17 protein-coding genes are annotated in these 17,919 nt (G+C 64.9%); 7 read left to right on the forward strand and 10 right to left on the reverse strand.

Annotated features, from left to right (window positions below; all coding sequences use genetic code 11):
* Positions 1-11: 11 nt before the first annotated feature.
* Positions 12-1,031: a tryptophan--tRNA ligase gene (locus PV396_RS21635; RefSeq protein ID WP_319206892.1), complete on the reverse strand. Its 1,020-nt coding sequence runs from the start codon at positions 1,029-1,031 to the stop codon at positions 12-14.
* 505 nt (positions 1,032-1,536) lie between these two features.
* Complete coding sequence (locus PV396_RS21640; RefSeq protein WP_319206893.1) at positions 1,537-2,238, reverse strand: hypothetical protein; 702 nt, start codon at positions 2,236-2,238, stop codon at positions 1,537-1,539.
* 209 nt (positions 2,239-2,447) lie between these two features.
* On the opposite strand from PV396_RS21640, the gene PV396_RS21645 reads away from it, so the two are divergent.
* Positions 2,448-2,615: a hypothetical protein gene (locus PV396_RS21645; protein ID WP_319206895.1), complete on the forward strand. Its 168-nt coding sequence runs from the start codon at positions 2,448-2,450 to the stop codon at positions 2,613-2,615.
* A 138-nt stretch (positions 2,616-2,753) separates the two neighbouring features.
* Here the strand turns inward: PV396_RS21645 and PV396_RS21650 are convergent, their stop codons facing one another.
* Positions 2,754-2,957: a DUF397 domain-containing protein gene (locus PV396_RS21650; protein WP_319206898.1), complete on the reverse strand. Its 204-nt coding sequence runs from the start codon at positions 2,955-2,957 to the stop codon at positions 2,754-2,756.
* Entirely contained in the window at positions 2,958-3,803 is an 846-nt protein-coding gene (locus tag PV396_RS21655; RefSeq protein WP_319206900.1) for a helix-turn-helix transcriptional regulator, read from the reverse strand.
* A gap of 214 nt (positions 3,804-4,017) precedes the next feature.
* Here PV396_RS21655 and PV396_RS21660 point away from each other — a divergent pair, with 214 nt between their 5' ends.
* On the forward strand, positions 4,018-4,650 hold the full coding sequence (locus PV396_RS21660; protein ID WP_319206902.1) for an ATP-binding protein: 633 nt from the start codon (positions 4,018-4,020) through the stop codon (positions 4,648-4,650).
* A gap of 81 nt (positions 4,651-4,731) precedes the next feature.
* Here the strand turns inward: PV396_RS21660 and PV396_RS21665 are convergent, their stop codons facing one another.
* Positions 4,732-5,754, reverse strand: a complete 1,023-nt coding sequence (locus PV396_RS21665) for a helix-turn-helix transcriptional regulator (RefSeq protein WP_319206904.1) — start codon at positions 5,752-5,754, stop codon at positions 4,732-4,734.
* Between the two features lie 182 nt (positions 5,755-5,936).
* Here PV396_RS21665 and PV396_RS21670 point away from each other — a divergent pair, with 182 nt between their 5' ends.
* From PV396_RS21670 to PV396_RS21685, 4 genes are all read left to right on the forward strand, one after another.
* On the forward strand, positions 5,937-6,632 hold the full coding sequence (locus PV396_RS21670) for a hypothetical protein (RefSeq protein WP_319206906.1): 696 nt from the start codon (positions 5,937-5,939) through the stop codon (positions 6,630-6,632).
* 19 nt (positions 6,633-6,651) lie between these two features.
* A complete protein-coding gene (locus PV396_RS21675) occupies positions 6,652-8,088 on the forward strand; it encodes a hypothetical protein (RefSeq protein ID WP_319206908.1) in 1,437 nt (478 codons plus the stop codon).
* Positions 8,085-9,902 (forward strand): DEAD/DEAH box helicase, encoded by a 1,818-nt coding sequence (locus tag PV396_RS21680; RefSeq protein ID WP_319206911.1) that lies wholly within the window; start codon positions 8,085-8,087, stop codon positions 9,900-9,902. The genes PV396_RS21675 and PV396_RS21680 overlap by 4 nt, the downstream gene beginning before the upstream one ends.
* Before the next feature lie 120 nt (positions 9,903-10,022).
* Positions 10,023-11,378, forward strand: coding sequence for a DNA (cytosine-5-)-methyltransferase (locus PV396_RS21685; RefSeq protein WP_319206913.1), 1,356 nt, complete (start codon positions 10,023-10,025; stop codon positions 11,376-11,378).
* On the opposite strand, the gene PV396_RS21690 is transcribed toward PV396_RS21685, so the two are convergent.
* Complete coding sequence (locus PV396_RS21690; protein WP_319207393.1) at positions 11,310-11,741, reverse strand: very short patch repair endonuclease; 432 nt, start codon at positions 11,739-11,741, stop codon at positions 11,310-11,312. The two genes, PV396_RS21685 and PV396_RS21690, sit on opposite strands and share 69 nt — an antisense overlap.
* A 502-nt stretch (positions 11,742-12,243) precedes the next feature.
* Here PV396_RS21690 and PV396_RS21695 point away from each other — a divergent pair.
* Positions 12,244-12,807 carry a dihydrofolate reductase family protein gene (locus PV396_RS21695; protein ID WP_319206915.1) on the forward strand — a complete coding sequence of 188 codons (564 nt, stop codon included), beginning with the start codon at positions 12,244-12,246 and terminating at the stop codon, positions 12,805-12,807.
* Between the two features lie 193 nt (positions 12,808-13,000).
* On the opposite strand, the gene PV396_RS21700 is transcribed toward PV396_RS21695, so the two are convergent.
* The 4 genes from PV396_RS21700 to PV396_RS21715 form a co-directional block, all read right to left on the reverse strand.
* Positions 13,001-15,637, reverse strand: coding sequence for a valine--tRNA ligase (locus PV396_RS21700; RefSeq protein WP_319206917.1), 2,637 nt, complete (start codon positions 15,635-15,637; stop codon positions 13,001-13,003).
* 89 nt (positions 15,638-15,726) lie between these two features.
* The gene (locus PV396_RS21705) at positions 15,727-16,308 is read right to left on the reverse strand and encodes a dihydrofolate reductase family protein (protein WP_319206919.1); all 582 of its coding nucleotides are present in this window, start codon (positions 16,306-16,308) and stop codon (positions 15,727-15,729) included.
* A gap of 210 nt (positions 16,309-16,518) precedes the next feature.
* Positions 16,519-17,199 (reverse strand): alpha/beta hydrolase, encoded by a 681-nt coding sequence (locus PV396_RS21710; RefSeq protein ID WP_319206922.1) that lies wholly within the window; start codon positions 17,197-17,199, stop codon positions 16,519-16,521.
* Positions 17,200-17,377: 178 nt separating this feature from the next.
* The gene (locus tag PV396_RS21715; protein WP_319206923.1) at positions 17,378-17,878 is read right to left on the reverse strand and encodes a carboxymuconolactone decarboxylase family protein; all 501 of its coding nucleotides are present in this window, start codon (positions 17,876-17,878) and stop codon (positions 17,378-17,380) included.
* Positions 17,879-17,919: the final 41 nt, after the last annotated feature.

Raw genomic sequence — 17,919 nt, forward strand, 5'->3', positions numbered from 1 at the left:
CCGCCGTATGGTCACCCGATTCCAGTGGCTTTGCGCACCTGCTCCAGCACAGTCTGAGCCCGCCTACGGGCCTTGACTGCCCCCATGGCCAACAGTTCGTCAAGCTCGCTGCCTGGCTGCATCAGCGCGTCATACCGCGCGCGCAGCGGCCCCAACTGCTCGTTCAGCACGGTGTAGAGCTCGTCCTTCAGCTGACCCCAGCCCATGCCGCCGGCCTCCAGACGGGCACGGACCTCAGCTGTCGTCCCGGGGCTGGCGAAGTGGGCCAGCAGCTGGAAGACGGGGGAGGTGTCGGGGTCCTTCGGCGCTTCCACCGGCGTGCTGTCGGTGGGGATCCGGCGCACGATCTTCCGCAGCTCCGCTTCGCGGGCGAACAACGGGATCGTGTTGCCGTACGACTTGCTCATCTTCCGCCCGTCGGTGCCGGGCAGGGTGCGGCCGCTGTCTTCGGTCGGCACGACGGCCTTGGGGATCTTCAGCCGGAAGCTGTCGCCGTAGACGGCGTTGAAGGCTCCGGCGATGTCAGCCGCGTACTCGACGTGCTGCAGCTGATCCTTGCCGACCGGGACGAGGTCGGCCTCCATGATCAGGATGTCGACGGCCATCAGAACCGGGTAGTTGAACAGTCCCATATTGACCCCGGCATCGAGGTCTTCCACTCCGGCGTCCCGGTTCCGGTCCCGCGCGGCCTTGTAGGCATGGGCCCGGTTCATCAGCCCCTTGGCGCTGAAGCACGAGAGAACCCAGTGCAGCTCGAAGATCTCCGGCACATCCGACTGCCGGTAGAAGATCGTGCGCTCCGGGTCGAGTCCTGCCGCCAGCCAGGTGGCTGCCACCGACCGGGTCCATCGAGCGAGCAGCTCCGGATCGCGTACCGACGTCAGCGCGTGGTAGTCCGCGATGAAGTAGATCGATTCGGCTCCGCCGGCCAGCTCCAACGCCGGCTTGATGGCTCCGACGAAGTTGCCGAGATGCGGCTCTCCAGTGGGCTTGATGCCGGTGAGCGACACCTTCGAATCAGCATTCACCATGCAGAAAGCCTACCGGCGCGGCGGGCTGAAGCGTCCGGTGATTTGGCGTGTGGTGATCTACGACTTCGCCCGAATCGGCGCGGTTCATTCCTTGGTGCAGCCGATCGTGGCGTAGGCCAGATCGCGGGAGCTGTCTGGGCACGGTGATCGGCATGGCGACCAATGGCGACATGCAAGCGGCGCTGCGCCTCGCTGAGCGGGCTCGCGAGGTAGGGCACGTGTCGGGGCGGGAACCCTGGCGCGAGGCGTTGCAGCGGATCAGCCGCAGGCAGCTCGGTTGGCGAAACGGCTGACCGGTCTCCCTGAGCTGGGCGCGCCGTTGCAGGACACGATCTCGCGCGAGCGGATGGGCTGGCGGCAGCGCGCGGCCAACCTGGACGGGGAGTCCCTAGCCCATCAACTCGGCTTGGGGCTCCATGAGTTCTCGTGCCATGCGGCCGGTGTCTTCGGCAGACATGCATGCGTGGGCTTTGTTGGAGTTCGGCTGTTCAGTCCAGGGTCTACATCAGTCTTCCTCGATCAGCAGACCTGCAAGCTTCAGCATGATGTTCACCCTGTCCTCACGCCCAAGCCGAAGCCACTCAGCGAAGACCACCTCGACGTCGTCGCGCTCTGGCCGCCCGGACTGCATGAGCCGGTAGAGCCGACGCCTGTCCTCGCGGCTGCTGAGAGCGGATGCGTGCGTCAGCACCTCGTCAAGGGTCGGCAAAGCTCTACCCGACCCCCTGATCCCAGCGGTGCAGCGTTGACATTCCGCGCGAAGGTTCGACAGCTCCGTGCTAATCGGCGGGGTCGGGTCAATTGGGTGAACGATGAGTATGGCCCGTTGGTCCTCGTCGTCGGCGTAAAATTCTCCAGCCCTAGTACCGCAGGTCTGGCACACGAAATCGGCCCTTTCGAGGGCTTCACGGCGGCGGGCGCTGGAGATCCGCGGCCGTGAAGGTTCCTTCGGTCTTTCTCCCAGGTCTATACGGGTTCCTGTTGCCGTTAGCCGGTATTCGTCAGGCTGGAGGCGCGGATCTGTCTTGTAGTTGTCGATCTGCCAGCCCAGTTCACGAAGATCGCGCATGCGGCGATCTGCTTGTGCCACCCCGGGAACGCCTTGAAAGAGCTGCAGCTTTGTAAAGACGTTTCCTTCGCCCACCGTAGCCAGAAATTCGGCGACCCTCACCTTCGATGACCGCCGCACGGGACGCTCTTCCGTCATCTCTTCCTCCTGTCCGGCTCGTTGGGTGTGGTGCCGACTGTACCTCGTGGCGGTGACGGCTCGAACTCGTGTACCTTCGGCGAAACGATTCTGGTGGCCGTCAACGTCCGGCGACGTCCGGCAGATCTTGATCGGGGAGGTCAGACGGTCTGATGGAAACGGTTGGCTGGGCTACCGCAGCGGTTTCTGCGATCTGGGGTGGGAGCCTCGTGGTGGGCTACATCCTCGACCAGGTTCCCGCCTTGTCGGCCAAGGCGGAGAGGGCCATCACTGCGCTGCGTCGCCTGAAGGCTGCCTGGCATGACAGCGAGGGAGTGCGGCAGCAGGAACGGGCGGCCCTGGAGAAGAGTGAGGACGAGCGGCACCGCCGCCGCTGACGTGCCTCCTGTCGTGGGTGCCGCTGTCCGGCGCAGGAACTGCCTGGCTTCACCTGCGGATGTGCGCAGTCTCTCCTGAACGTCGGTCTAGCGGGCGCCTTCCAAGGATTCACTGAAACGGGGTTGCGGTCCTCGCCTTCACTGAGCGCGAAGCATGCCGGCCAAGAAACCTGCCCAGGTCTTCCCCTGTACGACAACATGGGAGTGCTCCGGTTGTTTGGAGTCCCGTATGAGCACCGCGGACAGAGTGAAGGCAGCCTCCAAGCACTCAGTCGTGTTGCCTCCGCTGTATGACGACTTGAACCAGGCGAAGTCGGGGGCGGGGTGGGGAGTGGTGGACATCTACAGCTCCTTGCGGGCGCGATGGATCATGGAAGAGGAGGCTTCCATGTCCAACGCTTGTGCGCGGAGGTACTCGAACGCAAGTCGGTATCTCTCCAGTTCCTCCTCTTTCTCCAGGAAGAGGGAACCCGTGTGGAAGTCGACGTAGACGACATCAAGGGCTTGCTCGGTGCCGCCGATGATCACAAAGCTGCCGAGGGCTGCGGAGTGTGCTCCCCTGGCGAAGGGCAGTACTTGAAGCGTGATGTGGGGAGACTCGTTCGCTTCCAGTAGCCGATCGAGCTGTTCCTTCATGATGTGGGGCGACCCGACGACGCGACGGATCACGGACTCATCAAGGATCGCCCACAAGCGTGGCGGCTTCGGGCGGGCGAGAACCTCTTGGCGCTTCATGCGGATGTCCACGAGCCGATCGATCTCGGCTGATTCGAGAGGTACTTCGTTCGCCCTCTGCAAGGCCGTGCTGTAAGCGCGGGTCTGCAGGAGGCCTGGTACGTAGACGCACGAGAAGTGATCCTCGCGTACGGCCTCATCCTCAAGGGTGAGCAGCAGGTTCATGCTCTCGGGGATGGAGTCGGCGAACGAACTCCACCAGCCCTGCTGCTTCGCGTCCTTGGCGAGGGCAACAACCGCGTTCCGCTCGGCCTCAGTTGCCTCGTACTCACGGCACAGCGCATCGACCACGATCCACTTGACCGGCCCTGCCTGGGTTTCGTATCGGCTCACCGTTGCTTTGGACACGCCCACGAGCCGACCGGCCTCCTCGAGGGTCAGTCCCTTTTGGGAGCGCAACTTGCGCATCATCGCGCCGAGTTGGCGGCGTCGTGTCGTAGTGCGTCCGGACATGAGGCTCCTTGTGCTGGCCCGGGCGCAGACCCGGATACCTGTTCAGGCTAGACAGCGTGAACGTTGGCCCACCGCGAGATTCACTCGATGGGTTCTCGTGAGAAGTTACACAGTGAGAGTTCTCTATGTCATGCTCGCTGGCAGACCGCTACGCAATGCAGCCGCACGGATGCGGCAGGCGCAGCATGTGCGTGGCTGGGAGGGAGGAGTCTCCATGCTCGGCTGCGAAGTCACCGAACCCCGACCCCGCTGTGTCCTGCCTTTCGAGGCAGCGCCGGCGGAGGTCCGCCTGCTGCGGAAAGCGGCCATCGCGCAGCTCGACCAGTGGGGGATGCTTGTCGCCGCCGACGAAGTGGCACTGCTTGTCACGGAACTCGCTACCAACGTCATCAAACACGTCGGCGAAGGTGTGGCAGCGACCTTGATCCTCGAGTGGCGGAGCGAGCGCCTGCGCGTCGAAGTCCACGACAAGAGCCGTATGGCCCCGGAGCTCAAGGCTGAGAGCTGCGATCAGGAGTGCGGTCGCGGTCTGCATCTGATTGGAGGCCTTGCGGTGGACTGGGGAACGGTGCTGATGGCGGCCGGCAAGGCCGTCTGGTGCGAGATCCAGCTCAACCGAACTGGGGCATGTGGGCGTATCGAACGAGCCGTTGGAGTTCTGGAGAGCTATCAGGGAGTCGTCGGCACAACCGCTCTGCGGGGCGACCGGAAGGGCACAGGATTTGAGGAGTCGGCCATTGAGCTGGTCACAGACCTCCTCCACTGGACAGCCGCTCGCGGCAATGATCCGGACGACATTCTCGACCGTGCGCAGATGCACTATGAGGCGGAAGCGGACGCTGCTTAGTACGCCGTCGGCAGATGGGTGGAGGCGCTGCGGCCAGCACGAGTCCCCTGCGGTGCCACCCAACACGTCAGCGCCGGCGGGTCAGCGAAGCGCGGCACGGAGGATCGCGCCGGCATCATCCGGGCTGCCTTGTTCATGGAGTTCTATGGCCACCTGCATGATGTCGTGTTCGGCCTGGTCGCGGCCGTAGATGTGGATCAAGTTGTCGGCGAGGCGATCCTGTTGTTGCTGCCGGAGAAGGCGCAGCACGATGGCTGTCTCGACGGGACTGAGGACTTCGGTTGTCTGACGCAGCAAGGTGAGCGCGGCGTCTTGCCTGCCCTCCCTGTGCATCTCCTTGGCTTGTTCTGCCAGCTGGCGTACGGCGGCCACATCCTTCCGCATCCGCTGCCGGTCCCCCTTGCGGCGGGGGACCGGCAGCGGTTTTCTCGGACTATGCGCGGCGAGACGTGCTTGCAAGCCGGCTCTGGTCGCGTCGAGTTCGGTGATGGTTGCCTCCAGGGTCGCGACCTTGTGTCTCATCGAGACCAGTTCCGCGGCCCTCTCCTGGAGGCTGGCGCAATCCGATTGGGCAGCGTGCAACTGTCTGGTGAGCGAATCGATTCGCTTGCTCAGCGCAGCGCAGGTGTGGCAGCGCCGTTCGGCTGCGGCTCTGGTTCGCAGGTCTGTCAACTCGTCCAAGGTGACGCCGACAGCCTCTTCGGCACCGCCAGCGTCTGAACAAGCTTCCTTGTGGAGCTTCTCGATGAACTCCGGGCCCGGGATGGTTTTGCCGCTCAGGAAGCGGGACAGCGAACTCGCATTGCTGAACAGGCGAGTTGCCGCGCTTGTCTGAGATAGCGGCTTTCCTGCTGATGTAGCGGATATTTCAGGTCTGAGGTGATAGCAGAGGCCCTGAAGGGCTATGGCGAGAGCTCGCCTGCCAGGAGGAACGTCATCCTGCAACTCCTTGTTTACCCAGCCGAGTTCGGCTGCGACCTCGCCGCCCTGTGTCATATACCGCTGCCTCTCTGCTCCGCCCAGTCCGTGCTCGACTGCTACCGGATGCCCGTCTGAAGTGCTCTGACGTTCCACGGCCCAAGTCAGGTTCCCGTAATTCTTCACGGGCTGTTCAGAGCCGGCCCTTGCTCTTTTCTGAGCATGGGCTCCTTCACTGGACTTGCGATCGGGCCGTGGTGTCAGACTGAACGGGCCACCCGAAGGCGGGGGATGCAGGCCTACGGGTGTTCTGTTGTTGCAGCGTGGGTTGTGTAGAGGTGTGCCACAGGACTGACTGGAGGTTGCCGATGACACTGCCGTCTTGGCAGAACAAGGAACTGGGAAGCATGGCGCGGGGGGCGCGGTGGCTGGTCGAGGTTGTGGGTGTGGGGAACATCTTCACTAAGGCGCAGTTGCGTGAGGCCTTTCCCGACGTCGCTCAGATCGACAGGCGGTTGCGGGATCTTCGCGATCATGGCTGGCGGCTCGACACCAGCCGGGATGACCCCTCCCTGCTGCAGCAGGAGCAGCGCTTCGTGATACAGGGCGCCGACGTCTGGATTCCGGGCAAGTCGAAGGCGCCGAAGCACAAGAGCAGCATCACCGCCGCGCAGCGCGCGAAAGTCTTCCACGAGGACAACAACCTCTGCCGGTCGTGCGGCATCGGTGCCGGCGAAGCCTACGAGGACGGGGGCGGCATCGAGACGGCCAAACTGAATGTGGCCCGCCGGAAGGTGCTCCACGCTGATGGGGAGGTTGCCTACCAGCTCATCACCGAGTGCAAGAGGTGTGGGGTCGGCGGTGGAGCTGACCGTGAGGTCGACCTCGGGGCGCTCCTGGACCTAGTAGAGGATCTTGCCCCGCTGGAACAGCAGCTCTTCGCCAAGTGGATCGCCGCTGACCAGCGGTCCATCAGCCCGATCGAAAAGGTCTGGGGTATCTACCGGACCCTGCCGCAGGAATCTCGTGCCGCCGTGGCTCAGGCCCTCGACGACATCGCTTAAGAAGAGGACGGGGAAGTTCATGGTGCGGGAGTTCCCGCCGCCGCCGCGCGCGGCAGAGTTCAGCGAGCTGATCAAGAAGAGGCTGGAGGAGGTGAAGGCGGCGGGAGGTACCCGGGAGACCGTCACGGTCGACTGGAGTGGGCAGCAGGCGCACGTCGAGGTGATCGATCTCCCCCTCAGCGGCCTCTATCTCAATCCAGGAACGCACCGGATCCGTGCCCAGCGCAGCCACGACCCTGCCCGGGACGAGATCCTTGACAAGGATCCCTATGGCGATAAGGGCCAAGACTACCTGAGGGTCCTGCTGCAGGCCCGGCCGACCAACCCGGAGATGCGGGACGTCGAGTTCGACAAGCTGAAGGAAGATCTGCAGAAGTTCGGCCAGAACGATCCAGGCCTTGTCACGCACCACGGGGTACTGGTGAACGGCAACACGCGTGCCGTCGCGCTGCGAGAACTTGGCGTGCAGTCGATGCGCGTGGGCGTGCTGCCCTCGTCGTTCACTCAGGCGGACATTGACGCTGTCGAGCTGGCGTTGCAGCTCCGTCTCGATCAGCGGCGGGACTACTCGTACATCAACCGGCTGCTTGCGATGGAGGAACAGGCAGCTCTGGGCCGGACCCCCGAGCAGATCGCCAAGGAGTTCCGGATCAGGACGGCGACCTACCATCAGGAGCGGTGGATTCTCAGCACGGTCAAGGAGCTGAACGACCGCAGCAAGAGTGGCGGGGGAGTGGCGCTGCGGCTGGTCGACTGGGAAGGTGCCCAGGAGCGTCTCAAGGAGCTTCAGCGGCTGTATCTGAAGCTGGAAACTATGGACCGTGATCAGGCCGAGGTCCTTAAGGAGTGGCGGCTGGCCGCGATCCTCCTGGATTTCTCGAAGACGGATGTCCGGCACATCGATGAGCACTTCCTGGAGCAGGAGTACCTGAGCCGGGAGCTGCCCGTGGACCTGGCGGCAACCGGGGCGGACGGTTCACAGCCGGTGGCGGTGTCCATTCCCGGGCTGGGACTGGAGGTCCCCGCTGCCTCGTCTGCTGTATCGGCGGCCCGGGCGCTGAATGACAAGATTCTTCGCGCCGCTGCTACGGTCCGCACCGCGAAGGCCGAACTCCCCGACAGCGAGAAGGCCAAGGCCCAGACGCTTCTCGACGAGGCGAAAAACGCTTTCGACCGGGCGATCGACAGCCACGGACGGGATGCCCGGGTCCGCAAGCGCAAGCAGCTGGCGCCGGCACGCCTTGCCGACGCGTGCGCCAACATCGACCAGTGCGTGACTGACCTAGTTCAGGCCCGAACTTCGCACAGCCTCGATGAAGAGGCCTTTGACGAGGCTGTGCTCAAGCTCCGGGGTAGTCTCCGCAAGCTTGCCCAGCAGGCTGGCCGTGGCATTGCGAACCCCGGCGATGGGGTTTCCTGGCTCCTTGCGGCTGCCGCTGCGGAGGGCCTCCAGTGACGGAGAGTGCAACGGAAACGTCCCTGCACCTAGGGTTCGACGAGACGCGCACGCGCGTAGTCCTCAGGACCAGTGATCAGTACCAGCAGGATCTTGTTCAGCTGGTCGCCCGTTTCCGCACGGGTGGCCAGCGGGGCCCGCTCGCTGCCTCCATCGCTCTAGATGAACTCCTCGCAGACCTGGGTGCCCTCAGTAACTGGCCACATCCCGTGGGCGTGGAATGGGCTCCGGAGTTGCGGAGCCTCGTGGCCGGCGTGGTCCAGGACGCCAATGCGGTCAGTGAGCGACTGGCCGGTTCCACTACGCGTGGCGAGGTAGATCCCGGAGCAGTCCCAAGCCTGCTCGGGGACTCCTGGGAAGCTGAACTCAGCCAGTTTCAGCGCAGGGATATCGCGAAGTTGCTCTCACTTGGGCACGGGGCGAACTTCAGTGTGCCTGGAGCGGGCAAAACCCGTGTGGCGCTCGCTGTGTACGCGGCTCAGAAGGCCCAGGGCAAGGTCACGCGGGTTTTGGTTGTCTGCCCCAAGTCAGCGTACGAGTCGTGGCGTTACGAAACCGCCGTGTGCTTCAGCTACCCCCTGCGTACCCATGTTCTTGACGGATCGCTGGATCAATGGGCAGAGGTGCTGATCGTCAATTACGAGCGGCTCGACCGCTCACTGCCCATGCTGGCCAGCTGGCTGAGAGCGGGTCCATCGATGATCATTCTCGATGAGGCCCACCGGATGAAGCTCGGTGCACGTGGAACGTATGGTGCTGCATGCATGGCGCTCGGCCCGCTGGCGGAACGGCGGCTGATCCTCACTGGAACGCCGGCGCCGAATGGCTCCAAGGACCTGGAGAACCTCCTGGGCTTTGTCTGGCCCGGCCACGGCCAGCGCACGGTCGTCCAAGCTGTGTCGGGCGGGGACCTCGCCTACGCGAGTACGGTTCTGAGGCCGCTGTTCACCAGGACGACCAAGGACGAACTCGGTCTTCCACCGATGGAACTGCGTATGCGGTACGTCGATATGCCGGCCCTGCACAGCGAGATCTACAGCTCCCTGGTGGGAGGTATGAGCAGTGGCGCAGCCCGGGAAGACCTCAGCTCTCTCGGTAAGACAGCGCTGCGCCTGCTGATGGCGGCAACGAGCCCTGCGCTACTTCTGGAGGGCGGAAGTCGGTACGAGCCTCTGGCCTACCAACTGCCACCGATGGAGATCCCCACTGGCAGCTCGTTGTACTCGCTCATGCAGAACCTGCCTGACTACGAGCTGTCGCCCAAGTACAAAGAAACGGTCGCGATCGTTGCTGCTAATGCCGCGCAGGGCCGTAAGACGCTGGTGTGGACGACGTTTGTACGCAGTCTGACGACCATGGCTCAGATGCTTGAGAAGTACAGTCCGGCGGTCGTCTACGGTGGCACGCCGGACCGGGACGAACAGCTGCGCCGCTTTCGTGAGGACCCCAGCTGCATGGTGCTGATCTCGAACCCCGCCACCTTGGGCGAGGGCATTAGCTTGCACCACGACTGCCATGACGCCGTCTACGTGGACCGCGACTTCATGGCTGGACGCTTCCTTCAGAGCCTCGACCGGATCCATCGGTTGGGCCTGGCGCCAGACACCAACACTCGGGTCACGGTGCTGGCGGCGCGTAACACGATCGATGAGGTCGTTGAGGTCCGGCTTGACCAGAAGCTTGAGTTCATGGGCAAGATCCTTGACGACCCTACGGTGCAGCAGCTTGCTGATCTACAGGAGGAACCGTCGGTAGCGGCGGGTCTTGCGCCGAGCGACATGGAGGCGTTGTTGCGGCACATGGGTAGCCGGTAGAGTTCCTCGTTTCGGCCGCGACAGTGGCAGACTCTGGGTGTTCAAGACTCCAAGATCCAGTAGACGATCATGGATTTTTGGACACCTGGATCGTTTCGAGTCACTCCCGGAAGGAGCGCTATGCGCCCCAGCGGTCGCCAGCGTCCGCAGTTCACCGTGCCGTTGACCTCAGTGGAGATCTGTGCCGGCGCAGGTGGACAAGCCGTTGGGCTGCATCAGGCCGGCTTCGATCACCTTGATCTTGTCGAGTGGGATCTTCATGCAGTGCGCACGCTGAAGGCGAACGTGAGCAACTGGCCTAGGTGGAGCCGTGAGCGGGCTGAAGCGCTTGAGTCAATGGATGTTAGGGAATTCCTTGGCTCAAAGGCTCATAAAAGACTTAAGGCCAGTCTTGGGGGGGAGCGGCTGGATCTGTTGGCTGGCGGTGTGCCGTGTCCTCCGTTTTCACTTGCAGGAAAAAGGCTCGGCAAGGATGACGAGCGTGATCTTTTTCCGGATGCTTTGAGGATCGTCAGAGACTTGATGCCCAAGGCCGTCATGATTGAAAATGTCCGAGGTATTCTGGAGCCTCCAGAAGTTTTTATCGAATATCGTCGGGATATCTTGAGTGAACTGCGTGAACTAGGTTATGTGGTGCCGAAGATCGAGCGCGATTGGTCGGCGGCAGAGCAGGACTTGGCCATGCGCAAGGTTTGGCGCAGGATGGATGCAAATAAGTTTGGTGTTCCTCAACTCCGTCCTCGGGCAATCCTGGTCGCTATCCACGAGGATGTTTTTGACGCCAGTGATGTTGAATTTGTATGGCCGGACCACTTGGATGGTAAACAGGCAACGGTTGTTGGTGAGCTTGCTGAGAGCATGGAAAGGCGCTGCCAGGATTTTTGGAACAAAAATAAGGACGGGGAGCGAGCAAAGCGCGGTGACCGGACGGGGAAGGCTGTTTACCGGGATTGGCTGCGTGCTGCCACAGAGGCCGCGGAGGCGGGCAGAGGTATCGCTCCGACCCTGGTAGGGGGGTCAAGGAAGCATGGCGGTGCTGACCTTGGGCCGACCAGAGCCAAGCGTGCCTGGGCAGCGCTGGGAGTTGACGGGATGGGCCTCGCGAATGATCGCGAAGACTGCGACCCGGAGCGTGATCTTTTCCGGCCCGCTGGCCCGATGTTGACTGTTGAACAGGCTGCGATTATCCAGGGCTTCCCGGAGCGGTGGAATTTCCAGGGAAAGAAGACGGCTCGGTACCGTCAGGTGGGCAACGCTTTTCCGCCCCCAGTGGCTGAAGCCGTTGGGCGAGCTATCGCTGCCGTGCTGCGGCCGGAGTGCCGGGATGAGTTGCTCAGCGAATATGTGATGGATGCTGGTAACTCAGCTGCCGAAATGCGGCATCCGGAACAGATGGCGTTTCCTGTATCAGGCGGGTCGCGAATTCGTGCGGCGGGCAAGAACCGTCGTAGCAATCTGGATCGCGCAGATATCTGACTGCTCGTGCTCCCAGAACCGGAGCACGAGCCACCCGGCTTCTTTCAGACGCTGATCGGTGTCACGGTCCCGCTTGACATTACGTAGGACCTTGTCTGACCAATATCCCGAGTTTGTCTTGGGCGGGACATAGTGCTCAGGGCAACCGTGCCAGTAACACCCGTCGATGAAAACGGCGACTTTTGCGGGACGGAACACCATGTCTGCTGTCCGTCGGAGGTCGGGCAGCGGACGGGTACATACGCGGTAGCGCAGTCCCTGGGCGTGCACGAGCCGTCTGATCAGCTGTTCGGGTTTGGTATCGCGGCTGCGGATCGCCTGCATATTGCGGCGGCGAGCGGCGGATGAAGCCCAGGAACCCACTGGCGCTTCCCACTGCGGATCATTTGGCACGCCTCAGAGCCTAGACCGGTTGATGCGCCGCTTGGTAAGGGAAGCGGTTCAGAATGCGCCAACGGCCGCCCAGCCGTCGCGCACTCGAGCCGGCCCGGACGCAAGGCCCGGGCTCCTAGCCTTCACCCGCCCGCTTACAGACGGCAACCCCTCGATCTGCCCCCAAGCTGCGCAACATCCTCCTCCGCCTTCGCCAGGCGCCCCCGGGTCTTCTCCACCACATTGTCTCGGGGCCTTCGCCAAGAACGCCTCGTTGCCGAGCTCGCTGATCAGGCGGCGTCCCACGATCAGACCGACATCCTGTACGTCAGGTCCTGCATCGCTCGCGCAAGCGTCTGTGACGAGCCAGGGTGCGTAGCCGGTTCTCGAAGGCCTGACCGGCGGACTTCACGCGAGCTCAGACGCGCACCGATGAGTTTCCCGCCCCGCGCCGGTCTGCCCACCTACGACCGATTCACGAAAGGCTGGCGCCATGCGGAAACTGATCTACGGCATGAACCTGTCCCTGGACGGCTACATCGCCGCGCCCGGCGGCGACATCAGCTGGGGTGTGCCGAGCGACGAGCTGTTCCAGTTCTGGTCCGACCAGTTGCAGGCGACCGACCTGACGCTGTACGGACGCAAGCTGTGGCAGACGATGAGCTCCCACTGGCCGACCGGCGACCAGCAGCCGGGCGTCACCCCGGCGGAGATCGAGTTCGCGCGCCGCTGGCGGGACATGTCGAAGGTGGTGTTCTCCTCGACGATCGACAAGGTCGACTGGAACACCCGCCTGGTCACCGGCGACGCGGTCGCCGAGATCACCAGGCTCAAGGCCGAGGACGGCGGTCCGATGGACATCGGCGGCGCGACGCTCGCCGGGGCGGCCATGCGGGCCGGGCTGATCGACGAGTACGTACTGGCTACCGTGCCCGTCCTGGTGGGCGGCGGTACGCCGTTCTTCAGCGCGTTGGACAACTGGGTGAACCTGAACATGGTGGAGACGCGGACGTTTCCCGGCGGCGTGATCCTGACCAGGTACGAGACGAGGCGCTGAGCGCCCCGTCACGCGACTCGACCGCCTGCCGACCCTCGCCACATCGAACCTGCTGGCCGAGTGGCGAGGGCCGGGGGCCGAGCGCCGAGCATCTTGCTCGGCCACCGCGAAGAGCCCCAACGAGTTACAGCGAGTTCCAGGGAGTCCAAAGAGCCCCGGACCACTCTCCGGGGCTCCTCCGCTGCCGTGCCCGCTAAGCAGACTCCAACCCCTCGATCTGCCCCCCAAGCCGCACAACATCCCCCTCCGCCTTCGCCAGGCGCCCCCGGATCCTCTCCACCACACTGTCCGGCGCCTTCGCCAGGAACGCCTCGTTGGTGAGCTTGGCCTCTGCCTGTTGCCGCTCCTTCTGCGCCGCCGCCAGGTCCTTCGTGAGGCGTCTGCGTTCCGCCTCGACGTCGATCGTGCCGGAGAGGTCGAGGGTGACTGTGGCACCGGCGATCGGGAGGGTGGCGGTGGCGTTGAAGGTGTCGCCTTCCGGCTGGAGGCGCAGGAGTTGGCGGATGGCGGCCTCGTGGGCGGCGAGCCGTGTGCTCGTCAGGTCCAGGCGGGCCGGGACCTTCTGGCCCGGCTGGAGGCCCTGGTCGGAGCGGAAGCGGCGGACCTCCGTGATCACCTGCTGGAGGTCGGCGATCTCCGCCTCGGCAGCCGGGTCGCGGAAGCCGCTGTCCGCCGGCCAGTCGGCGATCACGAGGGACTCGCGGCCGGTCAGCGTCGTCCAGAGGCTCTCGGTGACGAACGGGACGACCGGGTGGAGGAGGCGCAGGGTGACGTCGAGGACCTCGCCGAGGACGCGGCCGGAGACCTTCGCCTGCTCGCCGCCCGCGAAAAAAGTGGTCTTGGACAGTTCCACGTACCAGTCGAAGACCTCGTCCCACGCGAAGTGGTAGAGGGAGTCGGCGAGTTTCGCGAACTGGTAGTCGTCGTAGTGGGCGTCCGCCTCGGCGACGGTCGCGTTGAGGCGGGACAGGATCCAGCGGTCCGGCGCCGACAGGCGTTCCACGGGCGGGAGTTCGCCCTCGGTCGTGGCGCCGTTCATGAGCGCGAAGCGCGTGGCGTTCCAGATCTTGTTGGCGAAGTTGCGGGACGCCTGGACCCAGTCTTCGCCGATCGGCACGTCCGTACCGGGGTTGGCGCCCCGGGCGAGCGTGAACCGAAGAGCGTCGGAGCCGTACTTGTCCATCCAGTCCAGCGGATTGACCGTGTTGCCGAACGACTTCGACATCTTCTTGCCGTGCTCGTCACGGACCATGCCGTGGAACGCGATGGTGCGGAAGGGGACTTCGCCGTCCATCGCGTACAGGCCGAACATCATCATCCGGGCGACCCAGAAGAACATGAGGTCGTAGCCGGTGACGAGGACGGAGTTCGGATAGAACTTCTCGAGGTCCGGGGTCTGTTCGGGCCAGCCGAGGGTGGAGAACGGCCACAGGCCGGCGGAGAACCACGTGTCGAGTACGTCGGTGTCCTGGCTCCAGCCGTCACCGGTCGGCGGCTGCTCGTCGGGGCCGACGCAGACCGTCTCGCCGTTCGGGCCGTGCCAGACGGGGATGCGGTGGCCCCACCACAACTGGCGTGAGATGCACCAGTCGTGGAGGTTGTCGACCCAGTCGAAGTACCGCTGGGACATGTCGGCGGGGTGGATGTTCACGCGGCCGTCGCGAACCGCGTCACCGGCCGCCCGGGCGAGCGGCCCGACCTTGACCCACCACTGCAGGGACAGCCGAGGCTCGACGGTCGTCCTGCAGCGCGAGCAGTGGCCGACCGAGTGGACGTACGGGCGTTTCTCGGCGACGATCCGGCCCTCGGCGCGCAACGCGGCGACGATCGCGGAGCGGGCCTCGAAGCGGTCCAGGCCCTGGAAGGGGCCGTGGACGGTGATGACGCCGCGTTCGTCCATGACGGTCATCGAGTCGAGGTTGTGGCGCCGCCCGATGGCGAAGTCGTTGGGGTCGTGGGCCGGGGTGACCTTGACCGCGCCGGTGCCGAACTCCGGGTCGACGTGGGTGTCCGCGACGACCGGGATGGTGCGGTTGGTCAGCGGCAGCCTGATCTGCTTGCCGATGAGCGACGCGTACCGCTCGTCGTCCGGGTGGACGGCGACCGCCGTGTCACCGAGCATCGTCTCGGCGCGGGTCGTCGCGACGACGAGGGTCTCGTCGCCCTCGCCGTACTTGATGGAGACGAGCTCACCGTCGTCGTCCTGGTAGTCGACCTCGATGTCCGAGATGGCCGTCAGACAGCGCGGGCACCAGTTGATGATGCGCTCGGCGCGGTAGATCAGCTCGTCGTCGAACATCTTCTTGAAGACGGTTTGGACGGCACGGGACAGGCCCTCGTCCATGGTGAAACGGTCGCGGCTCCATGCGACACCGTTGCCGAGGCGCCTCATCTGGCCGGCGATCCCACCGCCGGACTCCAGCTTCCACTGCCAGACACGGTCGACGAAAGCCTCACGGCCGAGGTCGTGACGGGACTTGCCCTCCTTGGCGAGCTCGCGCTCGACCACGTTCTGTGTGGCGATGCCGGCGTGGTCCATCCCCGGCTGCCACAGCGTCTCGTAGCCCTGCATGCGCTTGCGGCGGGTGAGGGCGTCGATCAGCGTGTGCTCGAAGGCGTGGCCGAGGTGGAGGGAGCCGGTGACGTTCGGGGGCGGGATGACGATCGTGTACGCGGGCTTGTCGCTCTTCGCGTCGGCCTCGAAGTAACCGCGCTCTACCCAGCGCTCGTACAACTGTCCCTCTACCTCGGCCGGCGCGTACTGAGTCGGCAGTTCGGGTTCGGGGGAGCTGTTCGGCCCGCTGTCGGGGCGCTGAGTGTCGTCGGTCACAGCGGCAGTCTAGGAGCCCGGGGTCTTCCCCTTCGCGGGATTTCCTCCCCACGAAGATCCCTACAGGCACGACATCACGACAGCCTTCATCAGGCGGCGTGCAGCGTAGGCCGGTAGATCAGCTCCTGGATGCCGCCGCCGAGCGTCCGGCTCTCGAGCAGTTCGAGGTCGAAGTCGGCCGCGCCCTCGAAGATCGGGCTCAGTCCGTTCTGACCGGTGATGACGGGGAAGAGCGTCACCTGGACGCGGTCGACCAGGCCCGCCGCCATCAGGGACCGGTTCATCGCCAGGCTGCCGTGCGAGCGCAGCGGTACGTCGGACTCCTTCTTGAGCCGAGCGACGACGTCCACGGCGTCGCCGCTCGCGAGAGTCGCGTCCGACCAGTCGAGAGGGCCGTCCAGCGTGGTCGAGACCACCGTCGCGGGCAGGCTCGTCATCCGGGTGACCCATGGGTCCCGTACGTCGGAGTCCTCGGTGCTCGCGGCCAGCATGCGCGTGAACGCCCTGTACGTGTTGGCCCCGAAGACCATCCGCTGGTCCTCGCTGTACTGGGCGAGGCGGTGGTCGAGGAACTCGGGGCCCTGCTTGCCCCAGTAGCCGGTCCAGTTGCCGCCGGCGGCGCCGAAGCCGTCGAGGCTGGAAAAGACGTCGAATGTGTAGGTGGCGGTCATGATGTTCTCCTCGCGGGCGGTTGAAAGGTCCCGTAGGTCCTGCGGATCCCGTAGGTCCTGCGGATCCCGTAGGTCCTGCGGAGGGCCGTAGATCCTGCGGATCGTGTTGATAGAGACCGGGAGCCACGGCAGAACTCATCGCCGTTGAACTCTCGGAATCCGACCGCCCGCCCCCTCTGGCGCGCTCACCGCCCCGGCAGCGACCGTTCGTCAGTTGAAGTCTGGCGGCAATGCCCCCAGAACGGCCGCGAGGCCACGCGGGTCCCGGCGGGCGATGTTGTGGCCGACCGGGATCTCGTGCACCCGCCAGTCCGAGTCGTTGCGCAGCCGTTCGGTCAGGGGTACGAATGGGCTGCCCGGCCATGGGCCGCCGCTGATGAACGTTCGGGCGAGGGCGCGGGTGGGGTTGCCTCCCAGCCTGATCGACTGGACGAAGCTCGCCATGGGGTGTGGTCGCGCGCGAGGGTCGAGTCCCTCGGGCACCGCGACCCATCGACCGTCGGCGCGGGCGCCGGCGATGAACAACTCCCGGAAGCTGTCGCTGGTCAACGACCAGCACGAGTCCCCGTCGTCCGGGACGTATGCGTCGATGAAGACGAGCTGGTCGATGCGGTCGCCGAGTCGGTCCGCGACACCGGCGACGACCATCCCTCCGTAGCTGTGCCCGCACAGTGCGAGGGGCGTTTCCGCGTCGCTGCGTTCGATGATCTCGGCCACCTGGTCGATGTGGGCGTCGAGGTTCGGCGGGCGGTCCACGTCGACCGGGCCGTCCGACTCCAGCCCCGACAGGGTCACCGCCTCGACGTGGTGGCCGTCTCCGCGCAACTCGGCGGCCACCGCGTCGAAGACCCATCCGCCCTGCCAACCGCCCGGCACCATCACGAACTTCACCGCGTCATCGTAGGCCGGTGCCGGCGGCGGGACCCGTACACCTCGACGAGTACAGACGAGTACAGACGAGTACAGCTGCGGATCGCACCCGTCTCGGCAGCGCCCGGGCCGGTGGCGGCGGATCGTCGGGCGGGGCCGTACGCACCGGCCGGCTGCGGAGACGGGTCGGTAGCGCCGGTCACCAGGTCGTGCCGGCGGGCTCCTCGATGGTGGCGTTGATGCGGTTGAAGAAGTTGGTGAGGCCGATCATCAGAATGATCGCGGAGAGCTGCTTCTCGTCGAAGTGGTCCGCGGCCTCGTTCCACACCTCGTCGGGGACGGCCTTGCCGGAGCGGTCGGCGATCCGGGTGGCGACCTCGGTGAGGGCCAGGGCCGCGCGCTCCTCGGCGGAGAAGAACGGCGCCTCGCGCCAGGCGGCCACGGCGTGCAGGCGTTCGTCGCTCTCGCCGTGCTTCTTGGCGCCCGCCACGCCGGCGAACACGCAGGCGCTGCATCCGTTGATCTGGCTGGCCCGCAGGTGGACCAGCTCCAGGATCTGCGGGGAGACGCCACCCTGGTACATGGCCTTGTAGATGTTCTGGATGCCCTTCATGGCGTCCGGCAGGACCAGGGCGGGGTTCTTCATCCGGGCAGTGGTGGTGATCGCGGTGCTGATCTCGGTGGTGATCTCGGCGGTCATCTGGTTCGCTCCTCGTGATCCGTTAGCGTCTGTCACTGGAC

Source organism: Streptomyces sp. ME02-8801-2C, assembly GCF_033793965.1.
In the GTDB taxonomy this organism is placed as follows: Bacteria; Actinomycetota; Actinomycetes; order Streptomycetales; family Streptomycetaceae; genus Streptomyces.